The organism is Kribbella sp. NPDC020701 (genome assembly GCF_055562215.1).
In genome coordinates this window covers 603,488-620,241 of sequence record NZ_JBVHFT010000003.1, presented here as the reverse complement: position 1 = coordinate 620,241, position 16,754 = coordinate 603,488, and the positions used below count along the sequence as shown (strand labels likewise).

General features: G+C 68.6%; 19 protein-coding genes. 15 read left to right on the top strand and 4 right to left on the bottom strand.

Annotated features, from left to right (window positions below; genetic code table 11):
- The first annotated feature begins 272 nt into the window (after positions 1-272).
- The 14 genes from ACZ3HV_RS10180 (at position 273) to ACZ3HV_RS10115 (ending at position 14,140) form a co-directional block, all read left to right on the top strand.
- On the top strand, positions 273-1,640 hold the full coding sequence (locus ACZ3HV_RS10180; protein ID WP_465682798.1) for an FGGY-family carbohydrate kinase: 1,368 nt from the start codon (positions 273-275) through the stop codon (positions 1,638-1,640).
- A complete protein-coding gene (locus tag ACZ3HV_RS10175; RefSeq protein ID WP_465682796.1) occupies positions 1,637-2,266 on the top strand; it encodes a histidine phosphatase family protein in 630 nt (209 codons plus the stop codon). Before ACZ3HV_RS10180 ends, ACZ3HV_RS10175 begins: the two co-directional genes overlap by 4 nt.
- A complete protein-coding gene (locus tag ACZ3HV_RS10170) occupies positions 2,263-3,063 on the top strand; it encodes a DeoR/GlpR family DNA-binding transcription regulator (RefSeq protein ID WP_360366317.1) in 801 nt (266 codons plus the stop codon). Before ACZ3HV_RS10175 ends, ACZ3HV_RS10170 begins: the two co-directional genes overlap by 4 nt.
- Before the next feature lie 41 nt (positions 3,064-3,104).
- Positions 3,105-4,568, top strand: coding sequence for an FGGY family carbohydrate kinase (locus tag ACZ3HV_RS10165; protein WP_465682793.1), 1,464 nt, complete (start codon positions 3,105-3,107; stop codon positions 4,566-4,568).
- Positions 4,565-5,584, top strand: coding sequence for a 2-hydroxyacid dehydrogenase (locus tag ACZ3HV_RS10160; RefSeq protein ID WP_465682791.1), 1,020 nt, complete (start codon positions 4,565-4,567; stop codon positions 5,582-5,584). The genes ACZ3HV_RS10165 and ACZ3HV_RS10160 overlap by 4 nt, the downstream gene beginning before the upstream one ends.
- Before the next feature lie 21 nt (positions 5,585-5,605).
- A complete protein-coding gene (locus ACZ3HV_RS10155; RefSeq protein ID WP_465682789.1) occupies positions 5,606-6,304 on the top strand; it encodes an MgtC/SapB family protein in 699 nt (232 codons plus the stop codon).
- A 22-nt stretch (positions 6,305-6,326) separates the two neighbouring features.
- The gene (locus ACZ3HV_RS10150; protein WP_465682787.1) at positions 6,327-6,758 is read left to right on the top strand and encodes a MarR family winged helix-turn-helix transcriptional regulator; all 432 of its coding nucleotides are present in this window, start codon (positions 6,327-6,329) and stop codon (positions 6,756-6,758) included.
- The gene (locus ACZ3HV_RS10145; protein ID WP_465682785.1) at positions 6,755-8,155 is read left to right on the top strand and encodes an MFS transporter; all 1,401 of its coding nucleotides are present in this window, start codon (positions 6,755-6,757) and stop codon (positions 8,153-8,155) included. The genes ACZ3HV_RS10150 and ACZ3HV_RS10145 overlap by 4 nt, the downstream gene beginning before the upstream one ends.
- 40 nt (positions 8,156-8,195) lie before the next feature.
- On the top strand, positions 8,196-9,008 hold the full coding sequence (locus ACZ3HV_RS10140) for an inositol monophosphatase family protein (RefSeq protein WP_465682783.1): 813 nt from the start codon (positions 8,196-8,198) through the stop codon (positions 9,006-9,008).
- Positions 9,005-9,955 (top strand): carbohydrate ABC transporter permease, encoded by a 951-nt coding sequence (locus tag ACZ3HV_RS10135; RefSeq protein ID WP_465682781.1) that lies wholly within the window; start codon positions 9,005-9,007, stop codon positions 9,953-9,955. Before ACZ3HV_RS10140 ends, ACZ3HV_RS10135 begins: the two co-directional genes overlap by 4 nt.
- The gene (locus ACZ3HV_RS10130; RefSeq protein ID WP_465682779.1) at positions 9,952-10,764 is read left to right on the top strand and encodes a carbohydrate ABC transporter permease; all 813 of its coding nucleotides are present in this window, start codon (positions 9,952-9,954) and stop codon (positions 10,762-10,764) included. The genes ACZ3HV_RS10135 and ACZ3HV_RS10130 overlap by 4 nt, the downstream gene beginning before the upstream one ends.
- Positions 10,761-12,095 (top strand): ABC transporter substrate-binding protein, encoded by a 1,335-nt coding sequence (locus ACZ3HV_RS10125; RefSeq protein WP_465682777.1) that lies wholly within the window; start codon positions 10,761-10,763, stop codon positions 12,093-12,095. Before ACZ3HV_RS10130 ends, ACZ3HV_RS10125 begins: the two co-directional genes overlap by 4 nt.
- Positions 12,092-12,766, top strand: coding sequence for a glycerophosphodiester phosphodiesterase (locus ACZ3HV_RS10120; protein ID WP_465682775.1), 675 nt, complete (start codon positions 12,092-12,094; stop codon positions 12,764-12,766). Before ACZ3HV_RS10125 ends, ACZ3HV_RS10120 begins: the two co-directional genes overlap by 4 nt.
- Positions 12,767-12,943: 177 nt before the next feature.
- Positions 12,944-14,140 carry a Gfo/Idh/MocA family protein gene (locus ACZ3HV_RS10115; RefSeq protein ID WP_465682773.1) on the top strand — a complete coding sequence of 399 codons (1,197 nt, stop codon included), beginning with the start codon at positions 12,944-12,946 and terminating at the stop codon, positions 14,138-14,140.
- Here ACZ3HV_RS10115 and ACZ3HV_RS10110 read toward each other — a convergent pair.
- Entirely contained in the window at positions 14,137-14,517 is a 381-nt protein-coding gene (locus tag ACZ3HV_RS10110) for a VOC family protein (protein ID WP_465682771.1), read from the bottom strand. The genes ACZ3HV_RS10115 and ACZ3HV_RS10110 overlap by 4 nt on opposite strands.
- Positions 14,518-14,630: 113 nt before the next feature.
- Between ACZ3HV_RS10110 and ACZ3HV_RS10105 the strand changes: the two genes are divergently transcribed.
- Positions 14,631-14,975 carry a VOC family protein gene (locus ACZ3HV_RS10105; RefSeq protein WP_465682769.1) on the top strand — a complete coding sequence of 115 codons (345 nt, stop codon included), beginning with the start codon at positions 14,631-14,633 and terminating at the stop codon, positions 14,973-14,975.
- 6 nt (positions 14,976-14,981) lie between these two features.
- On the opposite strand, the gene ACZ3HV_RS10100 is transcribed toward ACZ3HV_RS10105, so the two are convergent.
- The 3 genes from ACZ3HV_RS10100 to ACZ3HV_RS10090 all read right to left on the bottom strand — a co-directional run bounded on the left by ACZ3HV_RS10100 (position 14,982) and on the right by ACZ3HV_RS10090 (position 16,742).
- The gene (locus ACZ3HV_RS10100) at positions 14,982-15,551 is read right to left on the bottom strand and encodes a hypothetical protein (RefSeq protein WP_465682767.1); all 570 of its coding nucleotides are present in this window, start codon (positions 15,549-15,551) and stop codon (positions 14,982-14,984) included.
- A gap of 106 nt (positions 15,552-15,657) precedes the next feature.
- The gene (locus ACZ3HV_RS10095; RefSeq protein WP_465682765.1) at positions 15,658-16,065 is read right to left on the bottom strand and encodes a ParB N-terminal domain-containing protein; all 408 of its coding nucleotides are present in this window, start codon (positions 16,063-16,065) and stop codon (positions 15,658-15,660) included.
- The gene (locus tag ACZ3HV_RS10090) at positions 16,062-16,742 is read right to left on the bottom strand and encodes a GntR family transcriptional regulator (RefSeq protein ID WP_465682763.1); all 681 of its coding nucleotides are present in this window, start codon (positions 16,740-16,742) and stop codon (positions 16,062-16,064) included. The genes ACZ3HV_RS10095 and ACZ3HV_RS10090 overlap by 4 nt, the downstream gene beginning before the upstream one ends.
- Positions 16,743-16,754 lie beyond the last annotated feature (12 nt).

Sequence of the window (16,754 nt, the reverse complement as noted above, 5' to 3'; positions counted from 1 at the left end):
AACTGAACGGGCAACCCCTTGTGCTGGTGGCGTCCCCGCGGACCGACGGCGGCCAGTCCGCGCCAGGCGCGGACAGATCACCCACACATCAAGCAGGAGAGCCGAAATAACCTGTGGTGAGTCCCCGGTTCCTCTCCAGGGCCCCGCTTTCCGGCCGAGCGGTGGGCCGAGATCGGCCTGTGGTGGCCGGGTTCGGACGGGGGCTGGCGCGTTCTTATCGTTATCTGGTGTTATGTTATCAACGTAGATAACACTCACCTGGGAGGCGAGACGTGGCAGGACCCGGCTGGATCGGTCTCGACCTCGGTACCCAAAGTGTGCGCGCCATCCTGGCCGATGCCAACGGCGCTGTTCTGGCTCGTGCAACCCGGCCGCTGACCAGCCGCCGCGACGGTGTGCGGCACGAGCAGGATCCCCAGTCCTGGCTCGATGCGGTCGACGCGGTCCTGGCCGAGGTCACCGAAGGCCCCGCCGACGGCATCGCCATCTGCTCGACCTCCGGCACTTTCCTCCTCACGGATCTGAACGGCCGTCCGGTCACCCCCGCACTCATGTACGACGACGCCCGCGCGGCCGATCGTCGCGACCGCATCGTGGACGCCGATCCGGACCGCTGGTCGACCGCGATGCAACCCACCTGGGCGCTCCCGAAGATCCTCGCGCTGGTCGCAGACGGCTACGACCTGACGAACCACCGCGTCGTCCACAGCGCAGACTTCGTCGCGGCCCACCTGGTCGGTCACCCCGTCGCCACAGACACCAGTCACGCCCTCAAGACCGGCTACGACCTGATCGCCGACACCTGGCCGACCACCGCCTTCGACAAACTCGGCCTGCCGCTCACCGCCTTCCCCGAAGTCGTCCTGCCCGGCACCGAGCTTGGCCGCACGCCCGCCGGCGTCCCGGTCTACGCCGGGATGACCGACGGCTGCGCCGCCCAGATCGCCGCCGGTGCCCTCGCCCCCGGCGCCTGGAACTCGGTCCTCGGTACGACGCTCGTTCTCAAAGGCGTCAGCAAAGACCTCCTCGACGACCCGACCGGTGCCGTCTACAGCCACCGGCACCCGGACGGCGGCTGGCTCCCGGGTGGCGCGTCCAGCACCGGCGCCGGCGTACTCACCGAGCTCCTTCCGGGCGCCGACCTCGACGCGTTCGACACCGCTGCCCGCAAACTCGGCCCCATCGACGCAGTCATCTACCCCCTCACCAAGACCGGCGAGCGATTCCCCTTCGTCGCGCCCCGAGCCGAGCGCTTCACCCTCGGCGCGACCCCCGACGACCTGCACACGTACGCCGCCGTCCTGCAAGGGGTCGCCTTCATCGAGCGCCTCGCGCTCGAGCACCTCGAGTCCCTCGGCGCCGACCCCGTGAGCTCGGTCTCGCTCACCGGCGGCGCCATCCGCAGCGGCTACTGGAATCAGCTCCGCTCCGACGTCCTCGGCGTACCGGTCGAGCTCCCGGCCGTCCCGGATCCGGCGTACGGCATGGCAGTCCTCGCCGCGTCGGGTGGAAACGAGCTCACCGCGACCGCGCGAAGAATGGTCCGCGTGGACCACGTTCTCGAACCGCGCAAGCAGCCGCTCGATGAGCTGTACGGCGAGTTCGTGGCCGAGCTGGATCGCCGGGGGTACCGCGGATGAGGACCACGATCGTCCTGGCCCGGCACGGGCGGACCGAATGGCACCACGGCAACCGGTACACGGGTTCCACGGACCTTCCGATCGACGACGTCGGCGTACGGCAGGCGCAGCAACTCAAGGACTGGGCGACCGACTACGCGCCGGACGCGCTGTGGTGCTCGCCGATGCTCCGGGCCCGGCAGACCGTCGGGCCGACGGCGCGGGCCCTCGGGCTGGAGCCGAGGCTGGACGCGCGGCTGCGCGAGGTCGACTTCGGTTCGGCCGAGGGCAAGATGCTCAGCGAACTCCCGCCCGCCGTGGCCAAGGCGTTCCAGCTGGACCCGGTCCGCGATCACTTCCCGGGCGGTGAACCTCCCGTCGAAGCGGCCGATCGGGTGTGCGACGTCTTCCAGGAGATCGGGCGGCGGAACGAGGGCAAGAAGGTGCTCGTCGTCGCGCACAACACTCTCATCAGGCTGCTCGTGTGCAGGGCGCTCGGACTGCGTTTGAACGACTACCGCAGACTGCTACCTGCGCTCGGTCCCGCGGCGCTGGTGCGTTTCCGGTGGCAGGACGGCACAGTGGGTCTCGAGGCGTACAACGTTCCCCCTGTGATTCCTCCTGCGCGAATGGAGACCCTGGCATGACATCGGATGTCGACGGTGACACCACCGAACTGAGCCGTCCCGCCCGGCGGCAGGCCGAGATCGCGGCCTACGTCGTCGAGCACGGCTCGGTCTCGGCCAACGATCTGGTCGAGGCGTTCGGGGTGAGCGTGATGACGGTGCACCGCGACCTCGACGAGCTCGAGCGGCAAGGCGTGGTGCGCAAGTACCGCGGCGGCGTCAGTGCGCAGCCGACGAGCGTGTTCGAGAGCAACGTGGCGTACCGGCTGAACACGGCGACCGCCGAGAAGGCGGCGCTGGCCCGGCACGCCCGGGCGATGATCGAGCCCGGGATGTCGGTGATGCTCGACGACTCGACCAGCGCGCTGGCCCTGGTCGACCTGTTCGAGGACATCACTCCGTTGACCGTGGCAACGAACTTCCTGCCCGCGATCAGCAAGCTGACCCAGCTGCGCGACATCACCCTGCTCGCGCTCGGCGGGATCTACTCCGCGACGCACGACTCGTTCGGCGGGATGCCGTGCGCGGAGGCGGTCGAGGCGCTGCACACCGACCTGCTGTTCTGCTCGGTGTCCGCGGTGTCGGCGACGCACGCGTTCCACCAGGAGGAGGAGATCGTCCTGGTGAAGCGGGCGATGCTGCGCTCGGCGAAGACCAAGGTGCTGCTGGTCGACCACGCCAAGCTGCAGCGGACCGCCCTGCACCGGCTCGCGCCGCTCACCGACTTCGACGTCGTGGTGGTGGACGAGAAGACCCCGCAAGACCTGATCACTTCGTTGCGCGACCACGGCGCCACCGTGGAGGTAGCCAAACTCTGAGGACCCCGGACGTGCGGCGGCCGGGGTGGTAGGGAGCGATGATGGACGTCGGAGTTGACGTCGGTACCACCGTCACCAAGGCTGTCGCGTTCGACGAGGCCGGCCGGCCGGTGGCCGAGGCGTCCCGGCCGACCCGGCTGGTCCGGCCCGGGACAGGCCGGTTCGAGCACGAGACCGCGGAGATCGTTGCCTCGGTCAACGAGGTGGTCGGTGAGCTGGCCGGCACCGTGGGGGACCGGCCTGGTGTCCTGGCGATCACCGCGCAGGGCGACGGTCTCTGGCTGGTCGATCCGGGCGGTACGGCGGCCCGCCCGGCGATCTCGTGGCTGGACGCGCGCAGCAGCGCGATCCTCGAGCGCTGGACCTCCGACGGTGTCGCCGAGCGAGTGTTCCGGCGCTCCGGCAACCGGATGTTCCCGGGTGCCTCCGGTCCGCTGCTGGCCGCCGTACTCGCGGAGGAGCCGGAGGTGATCGCCCGCGCCGGCACAGCGGCGTACTGCAAGGACGTCGTGATGCAGAACCTCACCGGGGTCCGCGCGACGGACGTGTCGGACTCGTCCGCACCGTTCCTCGACCCACGCACGAACCAGTACGACGACGAGGCGCTGAAGGCGACCGGCCTGTCGGAGCTGAAGCACTTGCTGGCACCTGTGGAGCCGGCCGGACCAGTCGGCGAACTGCGCGGCGACTCGACCGGCATGGCTCGTGGCACCAGAGTCTCCGCCGGCCCGTACGACCTTCCGGCCGCAGCCGCCGGAGCGGGCGTCGACGAGCCCGGCGACGCCCTGCTGACCGTCGGTACGACGCTCGCCTGCCAAGTGGTCACCCGCGAGCTACCCGTCGACGGCGAGCCCGCTGGATTGTTCCTCGGCACGTGGACACCAGGCGTCTGGCTCCGCGCGATGCCCGCGATGGTCGGTACGGCGGCTCTCGACCGAGTCCTCGCACTCGTCGGCGTCGGCACCGGCCAACTGCCCGCGTTGCTCGCGGAGAGCCCGGTCGGCGCACAAGGCGTGACCGTCCTGCCCTATCTGTCCGAAGCCGGCGAGCGCGCGCCCTTCGTGGACACCCGGGCCCGCGGCACGATCGACGGGATCTCGCTGTCCACGACGACGGCCGACCTGGTCCGCGCGACCTGTGAAGGCATCGCGTACGCCGCTCGCCACTGCCTGGACGCGGCCGGGTGGACCGGCCGGGTGACGGTCTGCGGCGGAGGCGCCCGCAGCAAGGAGTGGACCCAGATCCTCGCGGACGTGCTCAACGCGCCACTGCACACAGCCGAGGCCGAGCAGGTCGCCGCGCGGGGTGCGGTGATCTGCGCGCGGCGCGCGATCGATCCGGACAGTGCCGGACCGGAGTGGATCGCCGAGACGCGTCAGGTCGATCCCGATCCCGCCCGCGCGGAGTTCTACGCCGAGGGATACGCCCACTACCTGCGCAGGATCGAGGCAGCCCGCCCGCGCTGGTCCGACCCAGCACCAACCTTTGATTCAGGAGTTCGATGAGAACCATCACGACATTGCTTGCCGGTGACCACTTCGTCCGCAACGAACTCCTCGCCACAGCATTGTCCTCCCTCGAGCACGTCAGCTTCGACTTCCGCGAGGTCACCCTGCCCTGGCCGCTCACGCCGTACCGGCGGGTGGCCGAGGTGGACGAGGCGAGCGATGCCGAGGACCAGTTGATCGAGGCGCTGTCCGGAGTCGAGCTGGCGGTCACCCAGATGGGCCCGTTCACCGAACGAGTGCTGGACAACGCACCTGACCTGCGGTTCCTGGTCGTCTGCCGTGGTGGCCCGGTCAACGTGAACGTGCCTGCGGCAACCAAGCGCGGGATCATGGTCGCCTCCACGCCTGGACGCAATGCGGTCGCCGCCGCCGAGCACGCGGTCGCGCTGATGATGGGTGCCCTGCGCAACCTTCCCCGGCTGCAGCGGACGCTGGAGCAGGGCGAGTGGCGCAGCGACCTCTACGCGTACGACGAATGCGGCCTGGAGCTCGACGGTGCGACCGTCGGCCTGGTCGGGTACGGCGCGATCGGCCAACGCGTCGCCCGGGTGATGCTTGCCTTCGGCGCGCACGTTCTGGTCGCCGATCCCTACATCGACAAGGCTCCTGAAGGCATCGAGCTGGTCGAGCTCGACGAGCTGCTGCGACGGTCCGATGTGGTCAGTCTGCACGCCCGGCTGACCGACCAGACCCGCGGCCTGATCGGTGCCGACCAGATCGCGATGATGCCGCGCGGCGCCGTACTCGTGAACACAGCGCGTGGCGGCCTGCTCGACTACGACGCGACCGTGGACGCGCTGGAGTCCGGTCAGCTGGGGGCGGCGGCGTTCGACGTGTTCCCGGCCGAGCCGGTCCCGGCCGGCTCCCGGTTACTCACCGCGCCCAACGTGGTGATGACACCGCACCTCGCCGGCGCGACCAAGCAGACCGCCCTCCGGGCCGGCTCGATCGCTGCCGAGGCGGTCGCCGCCTACCTTGCCGGAAAGGACCCTCTGGGACTGGTTTCCGCGTAGTCGGGGAACTGGTCGAACATCATGAAACTCGCAACATCAACCACCTGGACCGAGCTCCTGCTGCTCCTGATCGCGTTCGTGCTGTCGATGGTCATCGGCATCGAGCGGCAGGTCCGGCAGAAGAGTGCGGGAATGCGGACGCACACGCTCGTCGGCACCGGGGCCGCGCTGTTCACGCTCGTGTCGGGCTTCGGCTTCAGCGCCGTCCTCGGGACCGACGTCAACCTCGACCCGTCGCGAATCGCGGCCCAGATCGTCTCGGGCGTCGGCTTCCTCGGGGCCGGGGTGATCTTCATGCGCCGCGACGTGGTCCGCGGGCTGACCACCGCCGCGACGATCTGGATGACCGCCGCGATCGGGATGGCCTGCGGCGCCGGAATGCCGGTGCTTGCGGTCGCCGCGACAGTGCTCCATCTCGTCGCGGTCGGGCCATTCGCCCGGCTGGGCCAGCTGCTGCCGTCACCGGATCGTCGTCGGACCGTCACCGTGCGGTACGACGACGGCGCCGGCGTACTGCGGTCGATCCTGGGGACCGCGACGTCGATGGGCTTCGAGGCGTCGGTGCTCGGCACCGAGGTGCACCGGGACGGTAACCGGCCGCAGGTCCGGGCCTCGATGCGGTTCCGCGGGCGCCCGCCGCTGCAGAACCTCGTCCTCGCGCTCGACGATCTGGACGGGGTGACCGGGGTCCGGCTCCGGAACGACGAGGACGACGATTGAGACCATCAGCTATGCTGATGGTATGACTTCCGCTGATGCCGCTGCCCACGAGATCCGGACCAGCCTGTTCCGGCTGGTCCGGCGGCTGCGTCAGGAGCGACCCGAGGGAGAGCTGAGCTATTCCCAGCTGAACGTGCTGGGCTGGCTCGAGCGGGAAGGCCCGATGACGAACGCCGACCTGGCGGCCGCCGAGCGCGTCACTCCCCAGACGATGATGCGCGCGACCGCGGACCTGGTCGGCACCGAACTCATCAGCCGTGCTGATAATCCGACCGACCGGCGTCAGGTGCTGCTGAAGATCACTCCGGCCGGGACGACGCTGGTCCGCGAGGACCGGCGCCGCCGCGACAGCTTCCTCGCCCAGGCGATGGAGAGCACTCTGACCCCCACCGAGCGCGACCTGCTCCGCCTCGCCGCCGGCCTGATGGACAAACTGTCCGAGGTCCACGAATGACCAAGGTCGTCGAAGAGCCGCGCGCTGCCGCGGAGGTTCAGGTCCAGCCTGGGCTGCCGGCGAAGTACGCGGCCTCGGTCGGGTTGGGCACGCTGCTGCAGCCGCTCAACTCGTCGATGATCGCGGTCGCCCTGGTGGCGATCGGGAATGACTTCCACGCGGGCAGCGAGACCCAGTGGCTGGTTTCTGGCCTCTACCTCGCGACAGCCGTCGCCGCACCGACGGCGGGGCGATTGGCCGACCTGCTGGGTGCGCGGCGCGTGTTCCTGGCCGGGCTCGGGCTGGTGGCTGTGGTGTCGGCGCTGGCGCCGTTGGCCCCGAATCTTGGCTGGCTGATCGCGGCGCGGGTGCTGCTCGGCATCGGGACCGGGGCGCAGTTCCCGTCCGGCGTCGCGATGATCCGGCGGATCGCCGACCGCCGGAAGGCCTCCGCGGTCGGCGCGCTCGGATTGATCTCGGTCTTCGCCCAGACCTCCGCCGCGCTCGGTCCGAGTGTCGGCGGCTTCCTGGTCGGTGCCTTCGACTGGCAGGCGATCTTCTTGGTCAACCTGCCCGTCTCAGCGATCGCCGCGTTCTTCGTCCTGCGTCTCGTCCCGGCCGATCCGCCGCGACCGGCCGACGACGGCCGCAAGCTGTGGCGCGAGATCGACCTGACCGGCCTGTTCCTGTTCACGCTGGCGATGACCTCGGTGATGCTGATCCTGCTCTCGCTGGCCGGCCACCCGACCTGGTGGTTGCTCGCGGCAGCGATCCCGCTCGCCGTTCTCTTCGTCCTGTGGGAACGCCGTGCCGCCACGCCGTTCGTCGACGTACGGCTCCTCGCCCGCAGCGCACCGCTCTCCCTCGGCTACCTGCGCACGATGCTCACCTACGTCGCGTTCTACGCGATCTTCTACGGTCTCCCGGGCTGGCTCGAGCAAGGCCGCGGACTCGATCCGATGCAGGTCGGCCTGGTCGTGCTCCCGATCGCAGCCCTGGGCGCGGTCACCGTCGCCGTCGCGACCAGGCTCGCCCGTCGCCACGGCCCGCGGCTCCTGCTGATGATCGGATCCGCCGGCCTCCTGGTCGGCGGCGCCGCGCTCGCCTTCGGTGTCCACGCCGGTACGCCGATCGCCGTCCTGGTCCTGATCTGCGCGGTGCTGGGTATCCCCAACGGCTTCAACGGACTCGGCAACCAGCTGGCCGTCTACAGCGCCGCCCCGCCTGAGGCCGCCGGTGCCGCGGCCGGTCTGTTTCGTACGTCGCAGTACGTCGGAGCCAACCTGGCGGCGGCCGCCATCGCGCTGGTCTTCGCCGGCCCGGCCACCGATGCCGGCCTCCACCGCCTCGGCCTGCTGGTCGGCGGGATCGCGGCCATCCTGCTCGTCGATGTGATCTTGGTGAGAAAATCACATTGATTGTCTATACCTAACCATCAAACGGTGATAATTTCACCGCGTGCTTAACACTCCGCCCCTCACTGAACTGCGCGCGCTGGCCGTCAGGCTGGCGTTCGCGGCCGGCGAGGAGTTGCTGGCACGCCAACGGAGTCTGTCGATCGATGCCGCCGGTGTCGAGACCAAAAGCTCCGCGAGTGATCCGGTCAGCGCTGCCGACCGTGCATCCGAGAAGCTGATCACCGACGGGATCACGACGGCCCGACCCGGCGACGGCCTGCTCGGTGAAGAGGGCGCCGCGCGTACGTCGGAGACCGGACTCACCTGGGTGATCGACCCGCTGGACGGCACGGTCAACTACCTCTACGGCCGCGTGGACTGGTGTGTCTCCATCGCGGTGCGGGACGAAGCCGGTGCACTGGCCGGCGTGGTTCACCAACCTCGGACCGGCATCACCTGGTCCGCGATCCGCGGTGGTGGCGCACACCGCGACGACGTCGTCCTCGGCCCGCCGCGCAAGGTCGAACTCGCCGCCGCCCTGGTCAGCACAGGCTTCTCTTACCTGTCCGATCGACGGGCCGAACAGGCTGATCACCTCCGCCGCGTGCTGCCCGCCGTACGGGATGTGCGTCGCGGCGGATCGGCCGCTCTTGATCTGTGCTCGGTCGCCGACGGTACGGCGGACGCGTACTACGAACACGTGATCCAGCCGTGGGACATCGCGGCCGGCGCACTGATCGCACGCGAGGCCGGCGCGGGAATCGTCGGCGGACCCGGGACCGCGCTCCCGGATGGCGTTTTGGCGGCAGCCCCCTCGCTGGCCGTCGCTCTTGTCGAGTTGCTCTCCCCAACAACCCCGAGGAGGTCGGTGTGACCGCACTGGACCTGCCGGTCCGGACTCAACCGGACGAACGCAAGCCGGCCGCCGGCAGCGACCAGCGACGGCGGAGGCGGCGGCGCGAGTACGGGCTGTTCGCCTTGCTGGTGGCGCCGAACCTGCTGGTGATCGCCGTCTTCGCGTACTGGCCGATCATCTACAACGCCTTCCTGAGCCTGACCGACTGGAACATGATCGCGGCCCGGCCGAAGTTCGTCGGGCTGGCGAACTACGGCCGTACGCTGACCGACCCGGCGTTCCACAAGACCCTGTGGATCACCATCGTGTTCACCGGCCTGATCGTGGCCGGCAGCCTGGTGATCGGGCTGGCGCTGGCCTTGCTGTTCAACCTTCCTTTGAAGGGACGCGGCGCGGTCCGGACGCTCGCCTTCGCGCCGCACATCCTGTCCGGTGCCGCGGTCGCGACCATCTGGCTGTTCATCTTCGACCCCGGCTACGGCCTGATGCGGGCGCTGATCGAGCCGTTCGGCGCCGAGCCGCCGGACTGGATGAACAACTCCGACTGGGCGCTCCCGGGTCTCGTCATCGTCTACCTGTGGAAGAACGTCGGCTTCGCCGCGCTGATCTACCTGGCCGGTCTGCAGGGACTGCCGAAGGAGCTCGACGAGGCGGCCGCGATCGACGGCGCTTCGACGTGGACCCGGTTCCGGGCCATCAAGCTCCCGTTGCTTGCCCCGATCACCTTCTTCCTCCTGATCACCACGGTGATCGGGACCTTCCAGGCCTTCGACGTGATCGCCGTGATGACCGGTGGTGGCCCTGGTGATGCCACCACCACGCTGAGCTGGTCGATCTACAACGAGGGCTTCCAGGCGTTCAACGCGGGCCGCGCGGCGACGCTGTCGATCATCATGTTCGTCGTCCTGCTGGTCGTCACCGCGGTGCAGGCCCGGGTGATGGAGAGGCGGGTGCATTACCGATGAAGGTGCGCGCGATCCAGTACGTCGTACTGGTCGGTGTGGCGGCCGTGTTCCTCGGACCGCTGTACTGGCTGCTGTCGACGGCGTTCAAGCAGCCGACCGAGATCTATCAGTGGCCGCCGGCGTGGTGGCCGCACTTCACCTGGGAGAACTTCAGCCTGGCCTGGAAGGCGGCGCCGTTCGACCGGTTCTTCCTGAACTCCACGATCATCACCGTGGTGGGGACCGCCCTGAAGGTGATCAACGCCGTGCTGACGGCGTACGCCTTCGCGTACTTGCGGTTCCCGTTCAAGAAGGTGCTGTTCTTCCTGGTGCTCGGCGCGATGATGGTGCCCGGTCACGTGACGCTGCTGCCGAACTACTTGACCGTGGCAACACTCGGCTGGATCAACACGTACGCGGGCCTGATCATCCCCGGCATCGGGTCGGCGTTCGCGACCTTCCTGATGCGGCAGCACTTCCTCACGCTGCCGTCGGAGGTGACGGACGCGGCCGCGGTCGACGGTGCCGGACACCTGCGCACGTTGTGGCGCGTGGTGCTGCCGATGTCGCAGCCGATGCTGATCACCGTCGTCGTGATCACCGCGGTCGAGGAGTGGAACAACTTCGTCTGGCCGCTGATCGTGACCAACACCGCGTCGATGCGGACGCTGCCGGTCGGCCTGCTGATCCTGAAGGACGAGGAGGGCCTGGCGGCCTGGGGCACCATCATGGCCGGCACTCTGCTCGTGCTCGCGCCGATGCTGCTGATCTTCCTGATCGCCCAGCGCTACATCGTCGGCGGCATCACGCAGGGAGCTCTGAAGGGATGACGATGCCCATGATCATGCGCCGCAGGATGTTCCTGGGACTCGCGGCCGGAACGACGCTGGCGGGCTGCGGCTACCGCTCCGTCGACGCGATCTACTCGCAGCCGGCCGGGACGGTCCCGAAGCAGTACGCGAACCGCGTCCGGGTCGTCTTCTGGACGTCGTACGGCGGGGTGAACGGCAAGGCCGTCGACAAGCTCGTTGCCAAGTTCAACGACTCCCAGCAGGACGTGTACGTCGAGGTGCAGTTCCAGGGCAGCTACGACGACGTGGCCCAGAAGGTCGCGGCCGCGCTGGTCGCCAAGCAGGCGCCGGATCTCGCGATCCTCTCCGACGTCACCTGGGAACGCTTCTTCCTGAACGAGGCGCTGGAGCCGCTGAACAACTACTTCAACGACGGCTTCGGCCCGGGCGTCTATCAGCAGAAGCTGTTCGGCGAGTACGTCGTGAGGGGGCAGAGCTGGGCGGTTCCGTTCGCCCGGAGTACGCCGATCATGTACTACAACCGCGATGCGTTCGCGAAGGCCGGGCTGCCGGACCGTGCGCCGCGGACCTGGAGTGAGCTGCGGTCGTGGGTGCCCGACCTGGCGAAGGTGCAGTCGGGCGGGCGGTCGCTGCGGACGATCGCGTTCGCGAAGGTCGACGGCGACTGGCAGTTCCAGGGGAACGTGTGGCAGTTCGGTGGCGCGTACTCGAAGGGACTCGACGTCACGATCGACGAGGCCGGCGCGGTCGCGGCCGGTGAGTGGCAGCGGTCGATGGTGCACGACCTCGGGGCGGCGTACATGGCGAGCAGCCCGAGCACGGACTTCGCCAACGGGCTGGTCGGCGTGATCCAGGAGTCGACCGGTGGCATGAAGACCATCACCGGCAAGGCGAAGTTCAAGGTCGGCGCCGGATTCATCCCGTCCGAGGTGGCGTCCGGGCTCGCGACCGGTGGTGGCGGGATCGGCATGCTGCGGAACATCTCCGACGAGCGCAAGCAGGCCGCCGCCACGTTCCTGTCGTTCCTTGCGCGCCCGGAGAACTCCGCCTGGTGGACGACGCAGACCGGCTACCTGCCGGTGGTGGACGCGGCCCGCGAAGACCCCGAGCTGAAGAAGCTGATCGCCGAGCAGCCGAACTACGGCGTCGCGATCGCGCAGCTGGCCAACGCCCGCCAGCAGGACGCGATCCGGCTCTACGGCCGGAACGCGAACGTCCAGATCTACACCGGACTGCAGCAGATCTACGCCGACAACGCCGCACCGAAGAAGGTGTTCGGCTCGGTCGCCAAACGGCTCGAGGCCATCGGCGACGAAGTCAAACGACTCTACGAGGAGAAAGTGCTGTGATCATCACCGGCCACCGGGGTGCACTCGGGACCGAACCGGAGAACACGTTGCGATCCTTCCGGCGCGCGGTCGCCGACGGGTGTGACGAGATCGAGCTGGACCTCCGGGTCACTGCCGACGGTGAGCTGGTGATCATGCACGACGCGACCGTCGACCGGACCACGTCGGGGTCCGGCGAGGTCGCCGTACTCTCGTACGACGAGGTCCGGTCGCTCGACGCCGGACTCGGGGAAGTGGTCCCGACCTGGGCGGAGACGGTCGCCGCGATCGACGTCCGCTTCCAGACCGAGGTGAAGGCGGAGGCCGCGGTACCGCTGCTGGCGCAGTCGCTGAAGGCCGACCGCTCGCTGGCGGAGCGGACGCTGGTCACGTCGTTCCACCCGGAGATCCTGCTGGCCGTCCGCCAGGCGTTCCCGGACGTGTCCACGGGCCGGATCTTCGGTCGTACGCCGCCCGTCGCCGACGTACTCACGCTCGCCCGCGAGGCCGAGGCCGGCTGGGCCCTGTGCGGCATCGCCGGCCTCACCCCGGAGGGCGTCGCGGAACTCCAGTCCGCCGGCCTGGCCGTCACCGCCTGGCCCGTCCCCGACGCCGAGACCCTCACCCAGGCGGAAGCCCTCGGCGTCAGCGGCATCACCACCGACAACCCCCACCTCCTCCACCGCCCCTAACCCCCCGCCCCCCGTCTCGGCGCTCTTTGAGAAGCCACCAACCGTTTTCGGTACGCCGAAATGGTTGGTGGCTTCTCAAAGTGGTGGGGGAGGGTGGCGGCGCGTGGTCGGGGTCACACGTTCCAACGTGTGAATTTGTTCTTCCGTGGAAGAAAAATGTGTGATTGCCTAGTCCGCATGGGAATCAGCATCGGTGTGGTCGGCGCCGGCCAGTTCGCTCCTTCGTTCCTGCGGCTGTGGTCCGCGCACCCGGACGTGTCCGACGTGCGGCTGACCGACGTACTGCCCGAACGGACTGCCGAGATGGCGGCCAAACAGGGCATCAAGGTCACGCACGCGTCGTTCGAGGAGATGCTCGAGTCGGACCTGGACGCGGTGGCGATCTTCACCCAGCGGTGGCTGCACGGCGAGATGGCGATCCGGGCCCTCGAGGCCGGCAAGCACGTGTACTCGACCGTCCCGATGGCGATCGAGGCGGACCAGATCGCCCGCATCATCGAGCTCGTCAAGGAGACCGGCCTGACGTACATGATGGGCGAGACCAGCTTCTACTACCCGTCCTCGGTGTACTGCCGGCAGAAGCTCGCTGCCGGTGAGTTCGGCCGGGTGTTCTACACCGAGGGCGACTACGTCCACGACATGGATCTCGGCTTCTACGCCGCATACCAGTACAGCGGTGGCGACGACTGGAAGAAGACCGCGTCGTTCCCGCCCCTGCTCTACCCGACGCATGCCGTGGGCAACGTTCTCTCGGTGACCGGGCAGCACGCGACGCACGTGTCCGCCATCGGGGTGCAGGACGACCGCGGCGACGGTGTCTTCGACAAGGACGTCAGCCAGTTCGACAACGACTTCAGCAACGCGACCGCGCTGTTCAAGCTCGCCGACGGCGGCGTGATGCGGACCAACGAGATGCGCCGCGTCGGGTACCCGTCACACATCCGCGAGTCCCGGCTGCGCGTGTTCGGGACCGAGGGCAGCTTCGAGCAGCTCGCCACGACCACGCTCTGGCAGACCAAGGAAGGCGTCGAGGACGTCAGCCACCTGATGGAGACCAAGCCGAGCAGCAACCTGGACGACGCCGACCTCGCGAACGTCGACCCGGCACTCCGGGACGCGTTCCGCTCCGGTCTCTCCCCGGTCCACGACCGCAGCCGGCTCCCGGCCGAGTTCGACGGCCTCCACAACGGCCACGAGGGTTCCCACCACTTCCTCGCCGACGACTTCGTCCGCGCGGTCGCCGACAAGACCCTCCCCCCGATCAACGCCTGGGTCTCCGCCCGCTACACCCTCCCCGGCATCTACGCCCACCAGTCCGCCCTGCAAGGCGGCGTACAACTAGAAATCCCCGACCACGGCGACGCCCCGGTCTAGAGGTAGTTGCTGAGTTCGATGAGGTTTTGGTCGGGGTCGCGGAGGTAGACGCTGAGGATGGGCCCGGTTGCGCCAGTGCGCTCGACCGGGCCTTCCTCGATCTCGACTCCGTGGCTGATCAGCTCGGCCTGTATCTGCTCGATCGGCTCGTCGACGATGAAGCACAGATCCGCGGTGCCGGCGCCGGGGTGCTCGGCCTTCGGTTCGAACTCGTGGCCGGCCTGGTGCAGGTTGATCTTGCTCGTCCCGAAGGCGAGCGCGCGTCGCCCACCCTTGAACGTGACCGCCGCCATCCCCAGCACGCGCTCGTAGAAGTCGGTCGTCGCGTCGAGGTCGGCGACGGTGAGCACCAGATGATCCAGCCGATTCACCTTCATGTCCCGACTCTAAGGACAGGAGGTAGTGCCCTCACCGGTCGGTTGCGTCGCCTGCGCGCACCGCGGGCGACGTGATCCCGGGGACTACCTCCTGTTCTTAGGTACGATCCGCTATGGCTCTGGACCTGTTTGCCGGGATCTCTGTCAGTGATTACGCGGCCGCGGTTGCCTGGTACGAGCAGCTGCTGGGTGCACCGCCGAGCTTTCTGCCGAACGACATCGAGGCGGTGTGGGAGGTCGGGGAGCACCAGTTCCTCTACATCGAGGTGGTGCCCGAGCACGCCGGACATGCCCAGCACACGTTGTTCGTCGAGGACTTCGAGGCTGTGATCCAGGCGATCGCCGAGCGCGGACTCGAGCCGGCGGTGCGGGAGACGTACGAGAACGGCGTCCGGCATGTCACCTTCTACGACCCGGACGGCAACGAGGTCTCGTACGGCGGCGCCCCGGTGGAGTGAGGTCGATTAGGGTTCGTGGTCGGCGCGGTAGTGGTAGAGGTCGGGGAGGAAGTTCTCCAGGTTGCCGATCTCCTCGACGTGGTGGCGGATCCAGGCGGCCAGCTTCGGCGGTGGGAACGCGTGCTTGTGGGCGAGCGAGTTGAAGCACAGCCGCCCGAGCGTCGTGGTGTCGCCGACGGTCAGCCGGGTCAGGTAGCGGCAGCCGGCGCTGGTGCGGGTGAACTCGTTCTCCAGCCGGATGATCGAGCTGCCGAGCACCCGCTTGGAGATGATCGCCGCCTCGTTGTCGATCGTCTCGACCGTGACCTGTAGGTCGACCAGCTTGTCCAGGTCACGGCCGAGAGCCTCGGTCATGCGGAGCTGTGAACCCGCACCGACGACGCCGGGGGTCGTGAGCTCGTACGTGATGTGGTCCAGCGGGTGCCAGACGAGATACCGCGGCCAGGTCTCACCGGCGTACTGCATCGTCCCGGGGATGTGCCCGTACCACCAGGCCAGCATGTCCGGCGTGACCTGTTGCAGTGGTGCATGGGCGATCGTGACGACGGTCCGGCTGTCGTCCGACGATGTGGTCACGGCCGCAGACTCCAGTGGCCGCAACGGCCAGAGAACCGGACGGGGAGCGGGCAGTGCCGGTGCCTTCATCCCGTCGCCGGTGCCCGAACCCCACTCCAGTAAACGCTCACCTACGTACGGCGATCGCGTCGAGGTCCTCCCATTCCAACACCCGAACCCCAATCACCTCTCGCCCCTCCAATTCGGCCCGTAACAGTCGGTGGATTCCGTCGAGAATCGTGATCCGGCCGTCCGGTCGGCGTACGACGTCCAGCGGGTGGCGGAGGTCCGCGGCCAACGTCCGCGCGTACTGCTCGTCATACCGATCCGGATCAGTGGCGACCTGCCGGGGCGTGACCTGGAAAGGTCGCTCGTACCGCCAGAACGGCAGGTCCAGGTGATGGGCCAGGTCGGACAGCGGGAGCTCAGCTGTGGGGAGATCGAGCCCGTGGAGCAACTCGACGTCCCAGTGGAAGTCGAGGATGTACGGCGTCAGGATCGGTGGGATGGCCAGCGGGAAAGGGCGGCGGGTCACTCGTAGATTCTGCGGAGGCGGAGGCTCATCGAGTTCTCGATGTGGTGGGTCATGGCGGACTCGGCGGCGGCGGGGTCGCCGGAGGTGATGGCTTCGACCAGGGTGCGGTGTTCGGTGAGGACCTCGGGGCCGATGTCGCGGTCGTAGTGCAGGCGGAAGATGTGCAGGTGGCAGTGCGTACGCTCGAACGCCGAGCGGACCTGTTCGCTGCCGGACAGCGCCGCGATCAGCAGGTGGAAGCGGCTGTCGTGGACCGTGAGTGACTTGTAGCCGGCGTAGTCGACCGAAGTCGGCTCGACCGCGGTCGCCAGCTCGGTCCGCAGCCGGTCGCGGCCGTGGTCGTCGATCAGCTCGGCCGCTCGCCGGGCCGCCCAGGGCTCGAGCAGCAGCCGGAATCTGTAGAGATCGTCGAACTCCTCGAGCGAGAGCAGCGGCGTCGCGCGGTATCCCTTCAGCGGCTCCTTCACCGCCAGCCCCTCCGACTCCAGCCGCGCCAACGCCTCCCGCACCGGCGTCGACGACACCTGGAACTCGCGCGCCAGCCCGTCGATCGAGATCCGCGCGCCCGGCCGGATGACGTGGTCCATCAGCATCGTCTTGATCGCCTCGTACACGTCGTCGGCGAGCATCTGCCGCCGGAGCAGCCGCCGGTCCTGCGGCTCCACGGTGTCCGTCATCGGTCCTCTCCG